Raw genomic sequence first — 18193 nt, 5'->3', positions numbered from 1 at the left:
TCGTAGCGGACAATCCAGCGACTCTGACACCGTTAGTTCAGGAAATAACAACACATGTACGATTATCGCCTCGGCTTATTATTGCTGGTTGGCATTTATTTATTCTCACCCATCATGATGGATTGGTGGCTGGACGAAAAAGGCGCCTGGTACAAACCATTCGCCATCTGGTTACTGCTGATTGGCCTGTACATCTGGATGAATATGAAGCGAGGTGACGATGAGCTTTAGTCTCGGTCAGCTCGGCCTGATTATTCTGGGTTATCTCGGCGCTTTATTTACCACAGCCTACGCCGTTGAGCGCAACTGGGTGTCACGTCGCTTAGTGCGCCACCCGATGGTCTACATTCTGTCGCTAGGTGTTTATGCCAGTGCCTGGGCATTTTACGGCTCAGTCGGATTAGCCAATCAATACGGTTATGGCTTCCTCGCTTATTATCTCGGTATTTCCGGCGCCTTTGTTATGTCGCCGATTTTGCTGCGGCCATTGCTGAATATCAGCCGCATCTACCAGCTCAGTTCTCTGGCGGACTTATTAGCCTTCCGTTACCGCTCTCGTTTAGCCGGCATGCTGGTCACCCTGTTTATGCTGGCTGTGGTGATCCCGATGCTGACGCTGCAGATTCGTGCCATCGCCGATACCCTGCATATTCTGAACAGCGAATGGAAAGCCCCTCAGCTGGCGTTTGGTTTCTGTCTGATCATGATTCTGTTCGCGGTACTGTTTGGTGCCCGCCATGTCTCACCGCGTGAAAAACACGAGGGCCTAGTATTCGCCCTGGCGTTTGAGTCACTGCTGAAATTATCCGCCATCATCATTCTGGCGTTGGTCGCTCTGTTTGGCGTGTTCTCTGAAGTGGGTGGTCTGGAACAGTGGCTGATCGACAATCAGGAAAGCCTGAACCAACAAATTACGCTACAAGAAGGTCCGTGGCGTACCCTGCTGCTGGTGTTTTTTGCTGCCGCTGTGGTCATGCCACATATGTTCCATGTGACCTTCACTGAAAATGTAAACAGCCAGGCGCTGCATCCCGCCAGCTGGGGCTTCCCGTTATTTCTGTTAGCCATGGCGATGGCGGTACCACCCATTCTGTGGGCTGGTGTCTATTTAGATATCGATTTACCGGCTGAATATTACGCCCTTGGCATCGGCATGCAGCTGGAATCGCCCTTCCTCGTTGTACTGACTTTCCTTGGTGGTTTGGCTGCGGCCTCTGGCATCATTATTGTGATCACCATTGCCATGGCGGCCATGCTGTTAAATCACGTGGTATTACCACTACATAAACCAAGCCCCCGAGCGGATTTCTATCGCTGGCTACTGTGGGTACGTCGCAGTCTGATTGCTGCCATTCTGTTACTGGCCTACGGCTTCTACGCCGCGGTGGGTGCTGATCTCGATCTGAACCGCTTAGGCTTATTGGCCTTTGTTGCTGCTGTGCAGTTCCTGCCGGGTGTTCTTGGTCTGTTGTACTGGCCAAAATCCAATCGCAAGGGTTTCTTGTTTGGTTTAATTGCCGGCATTATCGCCTGGAGTTACTCCATGCTGTTGCCGTTCTCAGAACTGGCCCTTGGCTGGGATGTGCCATTCCCGCTGCCACCGGTGGATGAAAGCAACTGGCACCTGGCGGCACTGGCTTCCTTTGCTGCCAACCTGGGGTTGTTTGTACTGGTCAGCATCACCACTCGCCAGAAACCGTCTGAAGTATCGGCTGCAGAAGCCTGTTCAATCGATACCGTTTCCCGCCCAACCCGTCGACCCCTGATCGCAGGTACGTCTAATGATGTGATTGTGTCACTGAGCAAACCACTGGGCCGCTACGTCGCTGAACGAGAGGTGTATCAGGCATTGTCCGATCTGGATTTACCGTCCTACGAAGATCGTCCTTATGCTCTGCGTCGTCTGCGTGCACGGCTGGAAGCTAACCTGTCTGGCTTAATGGGGCCCACCGTTGCCCATGACATCATCAGCCGCTACCTGCCATTCCAGGAAAACGCTGAGCTGAGCGAGGACATTTACCAGATTGAACAGCGTCTCGAAGGCTTCCATGACCGTTTAAGTGGACTGGCCGGAGAGCTGGATAACCTGCGCCGCTACCATCGTCAGACTCTTGAGCGCCTGCCGATTGGTGTCTGCTCCCTGGCTGACGATGGTGAAATCCTGATGTGGAACCAGGCGATGGTGGACCTCACCAGTATTGAGTCCGATCAGGTCAGTGGTTCACATCTGGATCGCTTGCCTGCGCCATGGAAAAAACTGCTAAGTGATTTTGTTGCTAACCAACAAATGCACGAACACAAAAAGCGTCTCGAAATTGATGCTCGTCCACGCTGGTACAGCCTGCATAAAGCCTTGATTCAACCTTCCGGCGGTCAACCCGGCGGCATCGTCGTACTGATGGAAGATCAGACCGATACCCAGTTGCTTGAAGAAGAGTTGATGCACAGTGAGCGCTTAGCATCCATTGGACGCCTGGCGGCCGGTGTTGCTCACGAAATTGGCAACCCGATTACCGGCATTGATGGCCTGGCTCAACTGATTCGCTACGAAACCGACAATCCGGATCTGCAGGAAATGGCCGACCAGATTCAGGAGCAAACCAAACGCGTTACTCGTATTGTTCAATCGCTGATGAACTTTGCCCATGCAGGCCATCATTCTACCGAGCATGATGCGGTGGAAGTCGCTCATTGCATTGATGAAGCCATGCAGTTGTTACGTCTGAGTAAACGTAGTCAGGATATTGAGTTTTCCAACGAATGTTCGCCGGATCTGCTGTTGCTGGGGGATGCCCAACGTCTGGTTCAGGTGTTCGTAAACCTGTTAAGTAACGCCCGGGATGCCAGCCAGCGAGGCGACCTCATTCGTGTTACCGCGGAAGCCGACGAACATCAGGTTATCTTGCGAGTGATTGATCAGGGCCACGGCATTCCTGAAGATAAGCTGGATCATATCTTTGAGCCTTTCTTCACCACCAAAGAAGTAGGCAAAGGCACTGGCCTGGGCCTGGCACTGGTATACAGCATTATCGAAGAACATTACGGCCATATCAGCATCGAAAGCCCGGTGACCGAAGATCGCGGAACCTGTGTTAAAGTCAGCTTGCCGCGTTATACCCAAACTGAAGAAGTGGAAACCTCTGCATGAGCCAGATCTTAGTCGTTGAAGACGAATCCATTATCCGCCTGACCCTGCGTAAATTACTGCAGCGTCATCATCATGATGTTACCGATGTGGATAACCTGGACGATGCCAAGGCGCAGAATTTTGAAAACTTCGATCTGGTGATCAGTGATTTACGCCTGCCTGGTGGTGACGGTACCGAACTGATTGAATTAGCCGGTAACACCCCGGTATTAATCATGACCAGTTATGCCAGCCTGCGCTCGGCGGTGGATGCCATGAAGATGGGCGCTGTCGACTACATTGCCAAACCGTTTGATCATGACGAGATGATTCAGGCGGTGGACCGCATCCTGAAAGAATCCCAGATCAAAAGCCAAAGTGGTCAGCAAAGCCCTGCGATGCAGCAGGAAGTCAGTAAAGAATATCCGGTGAGCGGCATCATCGGCAGCTGCGAGCCTATGCTGCTGCTGTTTAAAAAGATCAGCAAAGTCGCACGCACCGATGCCACCGTATTGATTCAGGGTGAATCCGGAACCGGTAAAGAACTGGTCGCCAAAGCACTGCATAACCAAAGCCAGCGAGCCAACGCACCGATGATTTCGGTGAACTGCGCTGCAATTCCGGAAACCCTGATCGAATCTGAATTGTTTGGCCACGAAAAAGGCGCCTTTACCGGTGCGGCTGCACAACGCCAGGGACTGGTGGAAGCTGCCGATGGTGGCACCTTGTTTCTGGATGAAATCGGTGAATTACCTCTGGAAGCCCAGGCACGACTGCTGCGGGTATTGCAGGAGGGTGAAATTCGCCGCGTGGGTTCGGTACAAAGCCAGAAGGTTGATGTCCGGCTGGTTGCCGCAACTCACCGCAACCTGAAAGAGCTCGCCAGCCGTGGTGAGTTCCGTGAGGATTTGTATTACCGCCTGAATGTGGTTGAACTGCATCTGCCACCACTGCGTGATCGTGGTGAGGATGTTATTGAGCTGGCACAGGCCATGTTGAAGCGCGCCTGCGAAAAAATGGCTCAGCCGGAAATGACTTTCAGCGAAGAAGCGTTGTATGCCATTCGCCAATATCAATGGCCAGGGAACGTCCGTGAACTGGAAAATGCCGTTGAACGCGCCGTTATCCTGGCCGATGAAGGTGAGCCTATCGCATCAGAGTTCCTGGGAATCGATATCAGCAGCGACCGCTATGTTAGTCAGACTCTGCAAGACAATCTTCTGCAAAGTGAACCTTATGGGCCAGTTGATACCCAGGAAGAGCAAGGTGATCTATCGTTAGATGATTACTTCGTTCACTTCGTATTAGAAAACGAAGCCAACATGACAGAGACTGACCTGGCGAGAAAACTGGGTATCTCACGCAAAAGCTTATGGGAACGGCGCCAGCGCCTGGGTATTCCCCGTAAGAAGGGTAACAAATAGTGTAACCGCTCGGTTACACTCCACCTCCAATTCAGTCATAACACGCCAAAAACAGTAACACTTTCTGGTGTTTTTACTGATCCCAACCACGTAATCCTAAAAACCAAAACCCGTAAGTCATTGTTTTTAAAGGAATTACCAAAATAAAAACAAAACTTGGCACATCTTTAGCTTTAGTTACAGCAACTAATAACAACAACGCTCATAACAATAAAAATAAAAAAATGAGTGACGTGGTGACAACTGTTACCAACATGGCCCAACAATAAAAATAAAAAAGGGCTTTGAGTTCGAGCAATAACAATAATAAGCCCCGACTCGATGATAGCTGATTCCTTTGTTTGTGCCTGGCGCGACCAAAGCAATCAGCTTTCTTGTTTCTGGAGCACAGAAACCTGTCACTCCTCCCCTTAAATTTCTCTATATCTCACGCTTTACTCAGGACATTCCCTCTACCCGACCATCCCTGTCTAATCTGGTTACACAGTGTTACCTCACTCAGTCATGTGTTACCCACGGAAGCAGAATTGCGTAACACTTTGGTCGTAGAGAAGCTCCCCCCCTGCATAGAAAACCATAACCCATTGTTTTTAAAGAAAATTTTATTTTTGGCACGGTCAATGCTTTATCTCATTCACAACTTCAGGGCGGCACAATAAAAATAACAAACGCCGGAAGCTGAACAACGGGTCTAATAAAAATAACCATACCCGTGCAGAAAACGCCTCGATAATAAAAACAACAGAGGTGGAGTCATTGACTCAATGTTATGAGTTCATTGTTTTGGATACACAGCTTTGGCTGTACCAATAAAAATAACAAAGGGCGTAAAGCCGGTTTATTCAAAACAATGAACTCACCACTCTTATCCCTCTTTTGCTTGACCCCTGACTGAACCCAAATTTGTTTCAAACCAATCATTTCTTATATTTGATGTTTTAGTGCCTATCGCCATGCGAGCGGTTGATTCAGTCACGACGTCGGAAATGACGACATTCCTGCGAACAAACGTTCATTATTTCTTACTCCCGAAAAAACAACCGTCGTTGCGCCAATTTCTCCATTCACCCTGATGCTAAAGAATGATTTTTAGCCAGACAGGTATTCTCAATGACAGGATTCGTCCACATCGGTTACGCAGTGTTACCGAAGTTACGAATTTGTTACTTCAAAGTGTGCGCTGAGTAACACTTTGGTCGAACATTTGGGTAACAAAGTTTCTTCAAGAAATGTAAGTCGTTGTTTTACATAGACTTTCGACTTTTGGCATGCCACCTGCTTTATCCTAGTCAGATCAGACGCACACACTATAAAAATAACAATACAACAATAATAAGCGTCACAAGATCGAAGCAGCGATCAATAAAAATAACAAACAGCTGCTGAGTAGGTTCCACTAACAAAAACAATAAGGAACCTGAGTTATGAATTCATTGTTTTGGATGACCAGCCTTAGGTGCTGTTAAGAATAAGAAAAACAAAGGGCCTTAAGACCCTGTTTATTCAAAACAATGAATTCGCCCCAATTCAAAGCTCACCAGCTTCTCCTGAAATAATAAAAATAACAGATACAGGAAACTGAAAAGCCGCCAGGAGCGGCTTTTTTGTTGTCTGAACTCTGCTCCGCAGCAGGACTTTGACCATGTACAGCACATCACGATCACAGCCAGTTGTTTATTTGCCTCGGGTGAACCGTTACACTCAGCCGCTTTCCAATAACCATCAGCAAAGAACAGTATTTCCGTGAGCCGGTTAACCAAACTGATCAACCCTATCTCCCGCCTGTGGGGTAACAATAAAGCTTCGAAGGATGACGACATCCTGACCGTTATCCCGCGTGATGAGCATAACCTGAGTCGCAGCAACATCAGTGAAAATGCTCTGAAAGTACTGTATCGATTAAACAAAGCCGGTCACCAGGCCTTGCTGGTTGGTGGCGGAGTGCGAGACAACCTGCTGGATCTGCACCCGAAAGATTTTGATGTCGCGACCGATGCGACGCCGGAACAGGTTAATAAGCTGTTTCGCAATTCGCGCCTGATTGGCCGTCGTTTCAAACTGGTTCATGTGGTATTTGGTCGCGACGTTATTGAAGTTGCAACCTTTCGTGCGCCGCCAAAAGAAGAACATTCCAACAAGGTCGCGGCGACCGGCGATCAGGGCATGATTCTGCGCGACAACGTTTATGGCAGCAAAGACGAAGATGCCATGCGTCGCGATTTCACCATCAATGCTTTGTACTACGATATCGCCGATTTCAGTGTTCACGCTTACGCCGGTGGTTGGCAGGATCTGCAACAGCGCCAGATTCGTCTGATTGGTGATCCGGAAACCCGTTACCGTGAAGATCCGGTACGGATGTTACGTGCTATCCGTTTTGCGGTGAAACTCGACTTCGAGATTGAAAAAGAAACCGCGGCGCCAATCAAAGATATGGCGCCACTGCTGCTACAGATTCCTGCAGCGCGCATGTTTGAAGAAGTTCTCAAACTGTTTTTACACGGCCGCGCACTGGATACCTTCCGCCTGTTACGTGAGTACAACCTGTTTGAACCACTGTTCCCGGCCACCGAGCAATGCCTGCGTGATGACCCAATGGCACTGGCCATGGCAGAGAACACCATGCGTAACACCGATGCCCGCATTCGTTCGGGTAAGTCGGTAACACCATACTTCTTCCTCGCCTCACTGATGTGGGCGCCGATGCTGCGGGTACAAAAGGAATTTGAAGATAACGGCTTACCGCCACATCCGGCCATGCAGAAAGCTGCAGACCGGGTGATGTCGCAACAGGCGAAATGTACCGCAATTCCAAAACGTTTCTCGATTCCAATGCGCGAAATCTGGGAAATGCAGCTGCGTCTGCCAAAAACCCGCTCCAAGCGAGTTCACGAGCTGGCACAACATCCAAGGTTCCGCGCCGCTTACGACTTCGTACTGTTACGCGAACAATCCGGTGAGAATCTGGATGGCCTGGGTGATTGGTGGACTCAGTATCAGAAAGACCACCCGCTGCCGCAGAAACAATACAACCGTGGCCCTCGTTCTGAGCATGCTAACGATGATGGTGAAAGACGTCGTCGTCGCCCCCGTCGTAAGCCTCGTTCGCAACGACCACAGCAATAACTGTTATGGCCGTTTGTTACATCGGTCTCGGGGCCAACCTCAATGACCCCGAGCAGCAGATTCGTGATGCCCTGGTTGCCCTGAAACAATTACCGCAAACCCGGTTAACCGCTGTGTCATCTTTGTATGGCAGTAAACCGCTGGGCCCAAAAGATCAGCCAGACTATCTGAATGCGGTCGCCCAGCTACAAACCGAGTTAGAGCCATTGGCGTTACTCGATGTGTTGCAAGCTCAAGAGCAAGCTCAGGGCCGGGTGCGCAAACGCCATTGGGGCGAACGCAATATCGATCTTGATATGATTCTCTACGATGACCTGCAACTGCGCAGTGAGCGTCTCAATCTACCCCATCACGAGATGCACAAACGCAGCTTTGTGCTGCTGCCACTGGCTGAAATAAACCCGGATCTGACCTTGCCGGATGGCCGCAATGTCAGTGCGATTACTCCGGAATTTGACGGCGAATTGCATCGCCTCAAGCCTCTCACCGAGCTTTTGTAAAGCCTCGACCTACGACCATATTTATTGCCCCCGTTCTTGACATAGTTGCCACAATCCGCAACATACGCCTCCACGAAAAAACCTGTGTTTTGCAGGCAAGTTTGGAGAGAAGTCATGAAATCCATCAGTATTCCAGCACTGAAACAGCTGAAAGCCGAACAGCAGAAATTTGCTGTGCTAACGGCCTATGATGCAACGTTTGCTCAGGTGGCGGCCGATGCCGGTGTTGAAGTGTTATTGGTAGGCGATTCCCTGGGAATGGTATTACAGGGCAAAGACAGCACACTGCCGGTAACCGTGGATGAAATGGCCTATCACACAGAAATGGTCGCCCGCGGTAACGCCAAAGCAGAACGCCCGGCGCTGGTGATGACGGATCTGCCGTTTATGAGTTATGGCACGCTGGAGCAAGGTTTGGAAAGCGCTCGCAAAGCCATGCAGGCCGGTGCTCACCTGATCAAAATCGAAGGCGATGAGTGGCTGATTCCACTGATCGAATCCTTGTCCAAACAAGGCGTTCCTGTTTGTGCTCACCTGGGCCTGACACCACAAGCGGTAAACAAGCTGGGTGGTTATAAGGTTCAGGGGCGTGATGAAGCCAAAGCCAATGCCATGGTTGAACACGCACAGAAACTCGAAGCTGCCGGTGCCGACCTGATTCTGCTGGAATGTGTACCCAGCGAACTGGGCAAACGTATTACCGAAGCAGTAGAAGTGCCGGTCATCGGCATTGGTGCCGGTAGCGATACAGACGCTCAGGTTCTCGTGGTGTACGACATGTTAGGTATGAACACGGGCTACGTACCAAAGTTCGTGAAAAACTTTATGACCGATGGTCGTACCATTCCTGAGGCAATTTCGGCTTACGCCGAGCAGGTTAAGAGTGGTGAATTCCCATCGGCTGAGCACGGCTTCGGTTAAGGGGTAACACTGATGATCACCGTTCATACCATCAAAGAATTACGCCAGCACGTTAAGGCCGCTCGACTTGCAGGCCGTGATATCGGCTTTGTGCCTACCATGGGCAATCTGCACGCTGGCCATATCAGCCTGATTGACCGCTCGACCGCCGATGGTTGTTACACCGTCAGCAGCATTTTTGTAAATCCGCTGCAGTTTAACGACAAAAGCGATCTGAGCCGCTACCCCCGCACCTTGCCTGAAGATCAGCAAAAGCTGGAAGCGGCCAACTGTGACTTGCTGTTTGCCCCAAATGTCGAAGAAATGTACCCCGCCGGCCAGGATGAACAGAGTATTGTGCACGTGCCTGTGGTATCTGAAGGTTTGTGTGGCGGCAGTCGCCCGGGTCACTTTGATGGTGTCAGCACCGTAGTTACCAAACTGTTTAATCAGGTGTTACCGGATAAAGCGTATTTTGGTGAAAAGGATTTTCAGCAGGTTGCCGTTATCCGCAAGATGGTTAACGACCTGTGTATGCCGATTGATATCATTCCGGTGCCCACCGCCCGCGCAGCAGATGGGCTGGCGTTAAGTTCGCGTAATGGTTACCTCAGTGAAGAAGAGCGTGAGCTTGCTCCCGGGTTGCATAAAACACTGCTGGAAATAGCCGATGCGCTTAACCGCAGGGAGAATCTGGAACAGATCGTCCTGCAGGCACAGGAACGTCTGAATAACCGTGGGTTCAAAACAGATTATCTGGAAATTCGTCTGGCAGATAACTTGTCACAATTAACCGATAATGCGCTCCAGAGTGGCGAATATGCTAACTCTGCCGTAGTCATTTTAGGCGCGGCTTTCCTTGGCAGCGCACGCCTAATTGATAATATTCAGGTGACATTGAATCAGGCGTTTGAATGAGGCATACTTGCGCGCCTTGCGCCAAGAGGCCAAGAAATGAACAATTCCGGAGTCTCAGAACCCGGTAATTAAGGCTGACGTAAAAGTCAGAAAAAACAGGTTCTGTGACGAAGAAATCGTCCGATTAGTAGAGAAAGGGTTTACCATGCAAACCACCATGTTGAAAGCCAAGCTGCATCAGGCTCGAGTCACTCACTCAGTGCTGAACTACGAAGGCTCTTGTGCCATTGACGGAAAGTTGCTGGATCTCGCCGGTATGCGCGAATTTGAACAGATCCAAATTTATAACATTACTAATGGCAAACGTTTCACTACGTACATCATTCGTGGCGAAGATGACTCCGGTATCATCTCTGTAAACGGCGCCGCAGCTCACCTGGCCAGCGAAGGTGATCGTATCATCATCTGTGCCTATGGCAGCTACGATGACAACGAACTGGCTACCTTCAAGCCAAAAATGGTGTACATGAACGAAGACAATACTGTTAGCCACACCAGTTTTGATATTCCGGTACAGGTTGCATAAGCCAATCTGACCGTCAAAAACGCCGCTTAATGCGGCGTTTTTTATGCCTGCTCGTCAGCAATTTCACCGCCACGCCATATTTGCCAAACAAGACTTTTGCCCCAACGCTGATACCTACTTATACTCGCGCTCTATTGTTACCGTTTTACACGCGTTGTGAATATTTAAGCGCTTTCTCAGGGAATTCAAGATTATGAGCGGCACCAGCCTCACCCAGTCGGCCATCTGGCAACAGCTACAGCAGCATCACGGAGAGATCAAAGAACAACATATGCGCGACTGGTTTGCCGAAGACGTAAACCGTTTCGAGCGTTTTCAGCTGGAAGCCGCAGGCCTGACACTGGACTACTCGAAAAACCGTATCACCGCCGACACCATGTCATTGCTCCACACATTGGCCAAAGAACGTAATCTGCCAGGCCTGATCGACAGTATGTTCAGCGGTGAAGCAATTAACCGCAGTGAAAGGCGACCAGTATTGCATACTGCGTTACGTAACTTCGGCAGCCGCGAGGTGCTGGTCGATGGCATTGATGTTATGCCGGAAATCCGCCAAACCATGCAACGCATGGAAGAGTTCTGCTGGAAAATCCGCCGTAATCAATGGCGTGGATTCAGCAACCAGCCGTTTACCGACGTGGTGTCGATTGGCATTGGTGGCTCATTTCTCGGCCCGAAGCTGGCTTCCAGCTCGCTGAAACCTTATTGGGACAGCGGCCTGACCATCCACTACCTGGCCAATATCGACGGTACGCATATTACTGAGATTCTGAAACGCCTGAATCCGGCCACCACGTTATTTATCGTGCAGTCAAAGTCGTTTGGCACTCAGGAAACCCTGAAGAACGCCATGGCGTGTCGCGAGTGGTTCCTCAACAACGGCGGCACTGAAGTCGATTTACCGAAACACTTCACAGCAGTGTCTTCCAATGTCGAAAAAGCCAAAGCTTTTGGTATCGCAGAAGAGAATATCTTCCCGATGTGGGATTGGGTTGGCGGCCGTTATTCATTATGGTCGGCCATTGGTCTGCCACTGGCGCTGGCAATTGGTATCGATAATTTCCGTGATATGTTGCGCGGTGCTTATGAAATGGATGAGCACTTCCGCACCGCTCCGATTGAACAGAATATGCCGATCACCATGGCTTTGTTGAGCCTGTGGTACGTTAACTTCTTTGGCGTTAACAGCCAGGCCATTCTGCCTTACGATCATTATCTGCGTAGCTTGCCCGCTCACCTGCAACAGCTGGATATGGAGAGTAACGGTAAGTCGGTGACCATTGATGGTTATGAAACCGATTACAACACCGGTCCGATTATCTGGGGTGGTGTTGGTACCAACGGTCAGCATGCTTTCCACCAGCTGTTACACCAGGGCACACATTTCTCGCCGTGTGATTTTATTATGCCAATGTGCAGCCATAACCCGATTGATAACTTCCACGCCATGCTGGTTTCAAACTGCCTCAGCCAGAGTCAGGCACTACTGCAAGGTAAGTCAGAAGAAGAAGCTATCGCAGAACTGGTTGCCGCAGGTATGAGCAAGGCCGAAGCCATTGTTACAGCACCTCAGAAAGTGATTGAAGGTAACCGCCCGAGCAACACTCTGTATTTTCCGAAATCAAAACCACACACCGTTGGTGCACTGATTGCTTTGTATGAACACAAGGTTGCTGCACAAGGTTTCTTATGGGGTATTAACTCATTCGATCAGTGGGGGGTTGAGCTGGGTAAACAACTGGGCGGTAAGGTGCTGGATGCACTTGAAGGCGATGATATTCCACAGCATTTTGATGGTTCGACCAACGGTCTGGTCCGGGCATTCCACGATATGCAGAACCTGCTGTAAAACCCGGATATAAACAAAGGTTATACAAAAGCTTTATTCCCTTGATTTTAAAAGGGAATAAAGCTCAGATCGAACTTCTACCGCAAATCCTTTTCTCGAACTTATTACTGATATTTAAGCCACAGATTGCTCCATCAGGCCATTCTCCTTGAGACTGAAGAAAGCCTCAGCTAAGCCTAAATTCACCCCGACTCAATGCAGTGGTGACCGTTATGCTCAAAGGGCTCTCTTTACGTTCAAAAATTCTGGCAATTGCCGGCGCAGGTGTGCTGTGTTTTTTGTTTTACCTGGGCTACAGCCTGCTGGCCCAACAACAGCAAAATGATCGCCTGAATCATATTCAGAATGTCACCTTTCCACTGACGGAAAAAATCGACCACTCCGGCTTGCTGCTGTTTAAATTGCGTAATGAAATGGCGAATGCGATTACCGAGGGCGACAAAGATAAAATTGCCGAAGCCGCTCAGATTCAACAGAAGCTGAAACAAACCTTCTCCAGAATTGCCTCGCTGTCGCAGCCAGACCAGAGCCAGAATCAAAAACTGGCCAGTGCCTTAACCGATTATTGGGACAGCAGCAGCCAACTGGCCAACGGTATGATTAGTGGCACCATCGATTTCGACCAGATGGCGGGCATGGCACAACAAGCCAATCGTGAATACCAGCATCTCAGCGACCTGCTGGAGCAACGCAGACAGCAAAACTATCAACGCTTTTCTGAGGAAATTGCCGACGTTCAACAGCAGGGCCAGAAAACGATTCAGGTGGGTATGGCCATCGCTGCGGTGATGGTGATTGTGCTGTTATCAACCGCCTGGTTTATCGCCAACCTGATCACCCGCCTGATTAACCGCATTGTTGCCAGCCTTGAGGGAATGTCGAGTGGCCAGGGCGATCTGACAATACGACTGCACACCCGGGCAACCGATGAAATTGGCAGCCTGGTTGGTAACTTTAACGGCTTTATTCATCATCTGCAGTTACTGGTCAAAGTCATGGCTAACCTGGCGTTGGGCGTATCCGGAGGCTCCGATAAGGTATTGGCAATTGCCAGCAGCACACGCCATGGCATTGAAGATCAGCAGAATCAGATCGAACAAGTGGCAACGGCTGTCACACAAATGTCGAGCACCGCCGGTGAGGTCGCCCGCAGCGCCGAGTCTGCGGCTGAGGCAACCCAGCTGGCCAGCAGTGAAACACAGTCTTCGCAACAGGTTATGGAGTCCAGTATTCAGGCCATCAGCTCACTGGCAGAAGAGGTCAACCATGCCCGCGAAGTGATTCAGAATCTGGCCAGCGAAAGTGAACGTATTGGTGCTGCCTCGCAGACCATTCAGGGGATTGCCGAACAAACCAACCTGTTGGCACTAAACGCCGCCATTGAGGCCGCCCGGGCTGGAGAACAAGGCCGCGGATTTGCCGTGGTTGCCGACGAAGTCCGCTCTCTGGCCGCCCGTACGGAAGAAACCACCAGCGACATTCAGAATGTCACCAAACGCTTAAATGCCAGTATGCAACAGGCGGTGGATGTTATGGAAAGCAGTCAGAACAGTGCCATGACCGTGGTGCAGCAATCGCAGCAAACCGAAGCCTCGCTGCGCTCCATCATGCAACACGTGGAAACCATCAATTCAATGAACGCCCAGGTCGCCACAGCGGCTGAAGAACAAAGCAAGGTGGCGAATGAAATCAGCAACAATATTGTGGTGATTAATGAAGTATCCGATCACACGGTCGAAGAAGCAGCATCCACTTCTCGTGCTGCCGAAGAGCTGGCGGAGCAGGCTGAACAGTTACGTAATATTGTGAATGAATTTAAGGTCTGACAAGTGTCTCTGAAGTGATATTAGTACCCCTCGGACAGCACCACTTGTTGTTCTGCTTTACGCTCTTCCCAGCCCAGAGTCTCAAGCTCGGGCTGATCGTAAAACTTATCCACTTTACCAACACACAGATACGCCACCAGCTCACGATCCTGCGGCGCATTGAGCGCCGCTTTCACTTTCTGCGGATCAAGAATACTGACCCAACCGATACCGATATTCAGTGAGCGTGCCATCAGCCACATATTCTGGACTGCACACACCACGCTGTAGCGCCCCATTTCCGGCATACTGGTTTGCCCCAGTACAGGACCCTTCTTCGGGTTATAGAACACTGCAATATTCAGCGGTGATTCGACAATCCCTTCCAGCTTTAATGCCTGATATTGCTCTAATTTGGCGGCATCGTAGTTACCGGCACGAAACTGCTGCAGCGCTTTTTCATTTTCCTCAAAAAAGCTCTCAGCGATTGTGCAGCGACTTTGTTTATCTTTCACCAGCACAAATTCCCACGGCTGGGAAAAACCGACTGACGGAGCGTGTAACGCTGCTTTCAGAATCTTATCGATATCAGATTGGTCGAGTTCATCAGCCAGAAAGCGATTACCACGCACATCGCGCCGGGCAGCCAGCATCTGCATCAGAAGATCACTCTGTTCAGTAGAGAATTGTTGATTGCGATCAGGCATGGAGTCAGGAACCGGCAGCGATAAATCAGAAATGACGAACGCGCTATTGTCCGTAGCTCGGTGCCTATGTGCAATAGTCGATCGGTGTAATAGCGTGTCAGTGCCATCGCCCGGGAAAATGCCTGCATGCTCATAACTGTCGTTAGCGGGTGAAACTGAGCGGGCTTTAGGAGTAAAATGTCGCCCTTCTAATCGCCTTATTCAGGGTTCGGCATGACTCACACAGCCTCCTTTCACGCCATTGAATGGCACAACCAGCAACTGCACCTGCTGGACCAACGTGTCCTGCCACATCAACATCAGGTACTGAGTTATACCTCAGCGGCCGATGTTGCTGATGCGATTCGCGATATGGTGGTGCGTGGTGCCCCGGCCATTGGTATCACGGCGGCCTACGGTTACGCTCTGGATGCTTTAGCAGGCAAAGATTTACAGGCCGCCTATAAAGTGCTGGCAGAATCACGTCCGACAGCGGTCAATCTGTTCTGGGCACTGGACCGTATGGCCAGCCTGGGAACGGAAGATCCACAAGCTTTGGTTGCCGAAGCGAAACGTATTCATGAAGAAGATATCGCTGCCAACCTGGCCATGGGTCAGTTTGGCGCAGCCTTGATTCCGGAAGGCTCCAGTGTTTACACCCACTGCAACACCGGTGCGCTGGCAACCGGTGGTCATGGCACCGCGTTGGGCATTATCCGCAGCGCCTTTGCCGATGACCGTATCAAACAGGTTTATGCCGGAGAAACCCGCCCATGGTTACAGGGAGCACGTCTGACCGCCTGGGAACTGATGCAGGATAATATCCCGGTAAAACTGGTGGCTGATGGCGCAGCCGCTCAGCTGTTCCGTCAGGGCGATATCAGCTGGGTCATTGTTGGCGCCGACCGGATTGCCGCCAACGGTGATACCGCTAATAAAATTGGTACCTATAGCCTGGCGGTGTTAGCTAAACAACACGGGATGAAGTTTATGGTGGCGGCCCCTACCACCACCTTTGATTTATCCATCGCCAGTGGTGACGACATTCCGATTGAACAACGTCCGGTCTCCGAGGTTACCAGCCTGAATGGTCAGGCCATTGCGCCGGAAGGCTGCGACGCCATCAACCCGTCGTTTGACGTCACACCTTCCGATTTGATTGATGCCATCATCACCGAAAAAGGCATGATCCTCGCTCCAAACACTGAAACCGTTTCCATGTTGTTTGCGCGTTAAAGGTCAGGCTGATGACTCAGGTTTACGATATTAATCAGTTTAATCAGGCCACTGATGATTTATGCCGCTACGGTAAAATTCTCTACGACCGGGATTGGTCGCCGGCCACCAGCTCGAATTATTCCATCCGCCTGAATGCCGATTGCTGCGCCTTAACCAGCTCCGGTAAACACAAAGGTGAGCTGAACGCTGATGATATTCTGGTGGTTGATCTGAGCGGCCAGCCGGTTATTCATCCGCAACACAAAATCAGCGGCAAACCATCCGCCGAAACCTTATTACATACCCAGCTGTATCAGCGCGATAAAACCATCGGCGCGGTATTACACACCCACTCTCCAACCTGCGTAGTGTTATCTCAATTGTGGCGAGACGATGTTTTGTCACTAACCGGCTGGGAATTACAAAAAGCTTTCGCTGGTGAAACCAGTCACAAAGGCACAATTCATATCCCACTATTTACCAACGATCAGAATATCGAACGTTTGGCTGGCCAGGTTGAACAACGGATGCAACAACACGGACAAGGGCACGCCTATTTAATTCGTGGCCATGGCGTGTATACCTGGGGAAAAGATATTCAGGAATGTTTCCGCCACCTGGAAGCATTAGAGCATTTGTTGGGTTATCAACTGCAACTGCTGAAAATAAATAATTAAATCGGGTGTGAGTTTCGCACCTGCAATGACCGGAAAAAGCTATGAGTGAAATTCGTATTTATACCGACACGGATATGACGAACCTGCTGTTCACCAGCTCCGATAAAAGTCGCATCACCGAGAAATTAAAAGAGTTGGGTGTTCGTTATGAGCAATGGCAAACGGACACCAGCATCAGCGCAGGTGCGGATCCGGAATTTGTGATGAACGCCTACCGCAAAGACATTGATCGTCTGGTGGCGGAAGAAGGTTATCAAACGGTTGATGTGATCAGCCTGGCATCCGATAACCCGCAAAAATCAGAACTGCGTCAGAAGTTTCTCAGCGAGCATACCCACAGCGAAGATGAAGTGCGGTTTTTTGTTGCTGGTGAAGGTCTGTTTACTCTACACATCGGAGAAAAAGTGGCCGAAGTGTTGTGTACCCAGGGTGATTTAATCAGCGTACCAGCCAATACCCCTCACTGGTTTGATATGGGCCCTAACCCGAATTTCACAGCGATACGCCTGTTTAATAATCCGGAAGGCTGGGTAGCCAACTACACCGGTAACGAAATCGCACAACACTACAACCGCTTAGAAAACTGATTCGCCGATAATCAAAGGGTCGCTTCTCGTATGCCACAGTTTCATGATGTCAAAGTTATCCTGACCGATATCGAAGGCACCACGTCTTCGATCTCTTTTGTGAAGGATGTTTTATTTCCCTACGCCGAAAAAAACCTGCCCGCTTTTCTGCGTCAGCATCATGAAGACCCAACAGTTCAGCAGCACGTACAAGCCACTGTTGAACTGGCAGAGCAGGAAGGTAATCACCTGACTACAGGCAACCTCGATGGTGTTATTGAATGCTTATTGCAGTGGATTCGTGACGACAAGAAAGCCACTCCGCTAAAGGCCTTACAAGGCATGATCTGGAAGCAGGGCTACGAAAATAGTGATTACCAGGCGCATATGTACCCAGATGCCACGGCGCAATTAAAGCAATGGCACAATGAAGGCGTACCTCTTTACGTCTACTCCTCAGGCTCAATACAAGCGCAGAAACTGTTTTATGGCTACAGCCAGGACGGCGATTTATTGCCTCTGTTCAGCGGTCATTTTGATACCACTTCCGGCGGTAAACGCGACGAGCAGTCTTATCGGAATATTCTTGCTGACCTGCAAAAGCAGCATGATATTCAGGCAGATAATGTGCTGTTTTTATCGGATATTGAAGAAGAGCTGGATGCGGCTTACGAAGCAGGTATGCAGACAGTATGGATTCAACGAGAAGCTATAAAAACTAATTCAAGCCATACCTCAAGCACAAGTTTTTCAACGATTGTTATATAAACGCACGATCAGCAGATAGTACAACGTTATTCTGATATTTTTCATTATAAATACTGGCATTATTGATAATTAAGTATAAATTAGATGTACAAAGATTATGCGT

The 18193-nt window shown here is 50.0% G+C and carries 15 protein-coding genes; 14 read left to right on the top strand and 1 reads right to left on the bottom strand.

The window, feature by feature from the left end; all coding sequences use genetic code 11:
• Window positions 1–54 precede the first annotated feature (54 nt).
• The 10 genes from ACOQOZ_RS17515 to ACOQOZ_RS17470 all read left to right on the top strand — a co-directional run bounded on the left by ACOQOZ_RS17515 (window position 55) and on the right by ACOQOZ_RS17470 (window position 14196).
• Window positions 55–231, top strand: coding sequence for a hypothetical protein (locus ACOQOZ_RS17515; RefSeq protein WP_420589441.1), 177 nt, complete (start codon window positions 55–57; stop codon window positions 229–231).
• Window positions 221–3148 (top strand): ATP-binding protein, encoded by a 2928-nt coding sequence (locus tag ACOQOZ_RS17510; protein ID WP_420589440.1) that lies wholly within the window; start codon window positions 221–223, stop codon window positions 3146–3148. Before ACOQOZ_RS17515 ends, ACOQOZ_RS17510 begins: the two co-directional genes overlap by 11 nt.
• Window positions 3145–4551 carry a sigma-54-dependent transcriptional regulator gene (locus ACOQOZ_RS17505; RefSeq protein ID WP_420589439.1) on the top strand — a complete coding sequence of 469 codons (1407 nt, stop codon included), beginning with the start codon at window positions 3145–3147 and terminating at the stop codon, window positions 4549–4551. Before ACOQOZ_RS17510 ends, ACOQOZ_RS17505 begins: the two co-directional genes overlap by 4 nt.
• A gap of 1743 nt (window positions 4552–6294) precedes the next feature.
• Window positions 6295–7677 (top strand): polynucleotide adenylyltransferase PcnB, encoded by a 1383-nt coding sequence (gene pcnB / locus ACOQOZ_RS17500; RefSeq protein ID WP_420589438.1) that lies wholly within the window; start codon window positions 6295–6297, stop codon window positions 7675–7677.
• A gap of 5 nt (window positions 7678–7682) precedes the next feature.
• Window positions 7683–8177, top strand: coding sequence for a 2-amino-4-hydroxy-6-hydroxymethyldihydropteridine diphosphokinase (gene folK, locus ACOQOZ_RS17495; RefSeq protein WP_420589437.1), 495 nt, complete (start codon window positions 7683–7685; stop codon window positions 8175–8177).
• Window positions 8178–8291: 114 nt separating this feature from the next.
• Window positions 8292–9098 (top strand): 3-methyl-2-oxobutanoate hydroxymethyltransferase, encoded by an 807-nt coding sequence (gene panB, locus ACOQOZ_RS17490; RefSeq protein ID WP_420589436.1) that lies wholly within the window; start codon window positions 8292–8294, stop codon window positions 9096–9098.
• Window positions 9099–9110: 12 nt separating this feature from the next.
• The gene (gene panC, locus ACOQOZ_RS17485; protein ID WP_420589435.1) at window positions 9111–9995 is read left to right on the top strand and encodes a pantoate--beta-alanine ligase; all 885 of its coding nucleotides are present in this window, start codon (window positions 9111–9113) and stop codon (window positions 9993–9995) included.
• Between the two features lie 145 nt (window positions 9996–10140).
• Window positions 10141–10521: an aspartate 1-decarboxylase gene (panD, locus tag ACOQOZ_RS17480; protein WP_420589434.1), complete on the top strand. Its 381-nt coding sequence runs from the start codon at window positions 10141–10143 to the stop codon at window positions 10519–10521.
• 193 nt (window positions 10522–10714) lie between these two features.
• Window positions 10715–12370, top strand: coding sequence for a glucose-6-phosphate isomerase (pgi, locus tag ACOQOZ_RS17475; RefSeq protein ID WP_420589433.1), 1656 nt, complete (start codon window positions 10715–10717; stop codon window positions 12368–12370).
• A 212-nt stretch (window positions 12371–12582) separates the two neighbouring features.
• The gene (locus tag ACOQOZ_RS17470; protein ID WP_420589432.1) at window positions 12583–14196 is read left to right on the top strand and encodes a methyl-accepting chemotaxis protein; all 1614 of its coding nucleotides are present in this window, start codon (window positions 12583–12585) and stop codon (window positions 14194–14196) included.
• A gap of 20 nt (window positions 14197–14216) precedes the next feature.
• Here ACOQOZ_RS17470 and bluB read toward each other — a convergent pair whose 3' ends face one another.
• Window positions 14217–14882 carry a 5,6-dimethylbenzimidazole synthase gene (gene bluB / locus ACOQOZ_RS17465; RefSeq protein WP_420589431.1) on the bottom strand — a complete coding sequence of 222 codons (666 nt, stop codon included), beginning with the start codon at window positions 14880–14882 and terminating at the stop codon, window positions 14217–14219.
• A 213-nt stretch (window positions 14883–15095) separates the two neighbouring features.
• On the opposite strand from bluB, the gene mtnA reads away from it, so the two are divergent.
• Genes mtnA through mtnC form a run of 4 tightly spaced genes read left to right on the top strand, consistent with a single transcriptional unit; the run spans window position 15096 to window position 18090 of the window.
• Window positions 15096–16097, top strand: coding sequence for an S-methyl-5-thioribose-1-phosphate isomerase (mtnA, locus tag ACOQOZ_RS17460; protein WP_420589430.1), 1002 nt, complete (start codon window positions 15096–15098; stop codon window positions 16095–16097).
• Between the two features lie 11 nt (window positions 16098–16108).
• The gene (locus ACOQOZ_RS17455; RefSeq protein ID WP_420589429.1) at window positions 16109–16756 is read left to right on the top strand and encodes a methylthioribulose 1-phosphate dehydratase; all 648 of its coding nucleotides are present in this window, start codon (window positions 16109–16111) and stop codon (window positions 16754–16756) included.
• Window positions 16757–16797: 41 nt separating this feature from the next.
• Window positions 16798–17343 (top strand): 1,2-dihydroxy-3-keto-5-methylthiopentene dioxygenase, encoded by a 546-nt coding sequence (locus ACOQOZ_RS17450; RefSeq protein ID WP_420589428.1) that lies wholly within the window; start codon window positions 16798–16800, stop codon window positions 17341–17343.
• A gap of 30 nt (window positions 17344–17373) precedes the next feature.
• On the top strand, window positions 17374–18090 hold the full coding sequence (gene mtnC, locus ACOQOZ_RS17445; protein ID WP_420589427.1) for an acireductone synthase: 717 nt from the start codon (window positions 17374–17376) through the stop codon (window positions 18088–18090).
• Window positions 18091–18193: the final 103 nt, after the last annotated feature.

It is taken from the genome of Bacterioplanoides sp. (assembly GCF_965219715.1).
Taxonomy (GTDB): domain Bacteria; phylum Pseudomonadota; class Gammaproteobacteria; order Pseudomonadales; family Oceanobacteraceae; genus Bacterioplanoides.
Note: the sequence above shows the minus strand (reverse complement) of the source record. Positions and strands in the feature narration are given on the sequence as shown.

Excerpts from the sequence above, each read along its gene's own strand:
- ACOQOZ_RS17470 (WP_420589432.1), top strand. The coding sequence starts at position 12,583 with ATGCTCAAAGGGCTCTCTTTACGTTCAAAAATTCTGGCAATTGCCGGC.
- panC (WP_420589435.1), top strand. The coding sequence starts at position 9,111 with ATGATCACCGTTCATACCATCAAAGAATTACGCCAGCACGTTAAGGCC.
- folK (WP_420589437.1), top strand. The coding sequence starts at position 7,683 with ATGGCCGTTTGTTACATCGGTCTCGGGGCCAACCTCAATGACCCCGAG.
- ACOQOZ_RS17515 (WP_420589441.1), top strand. The coding sequence starts at position 55 with ATGTACGATTATCGCCTCGGCTTATTATTGCTGGTTGGCATTTATTTA.
- mtnC (WP_420589427.1), top strand. The coding sequence starts at position 17,374 with ATGCCACAGTTTCATGATGTCAAAGTTATCCTGACCGATATCGAAGGC.
- ACOQOZ_RS17510 (WP_420589440.1), top strand. The coding sequence starts at position 221 with ATGAGCTTTAGTCTCGGTCAGCTCGGCCTGATTATTCTGGGTTATCTC.
- mtnA (WP_420589430.1), top strand. The coding sequence starts at position 15,096 with ATGACTCACACAGCCTCCTTTCACGCCATTGAATGGCACAACCAGCAA.
- pgi (WP_420589433.1), top strand. The coding sequence starts at position 10,715 with ATGAGCGGCACCAGCCTCACCCAGTCGGCCATCTGGCAACAGCTACAG.
- panB (WP_420589436.1), top strand. The coding sequence starts at position 8,292 with ATGAAATCCATCAGTATTCCAGCACTGAAACAGCTGAAAGCCGAACAG.
- ACOQOZ_RS17455 (WP_420589429.1), top strand. The coding sequence starts at position 16,109 with ATGACTCAGGTTTACGATATTAATCAGTTTAATCAGGCCACTGATGAT.
- ACOQOZ_RS17505 (WP_420589439.1), top strand. The coding sequence starts at position 3,145 with ATGAGCCAGATCTTAGTCGTTGAAGACGAATCCATTATCCGCCTGACC.
- ACOQOZ_RS17450 (WP_420589428.1), top strand. The coding sequence starts at position 16,798 with ATGAGTGAAATTCGTATTTATACCGACACGGATATGACGAACCTGCTG.
- bluB (WP_420589431.1), bottom strand. The coding sequence starts at position 14,882 with ATGCCTGATCGCAATCAACAATTCTCTACTGAACAGAGTGATCTTCTG.
- panD (WP_420589434.1), top strand. The coding sequence starts at position 10,141 with ATGCAAACCACCATGTTGAAAGCCAAGCTGCATCAGGCTCGAGTCACT.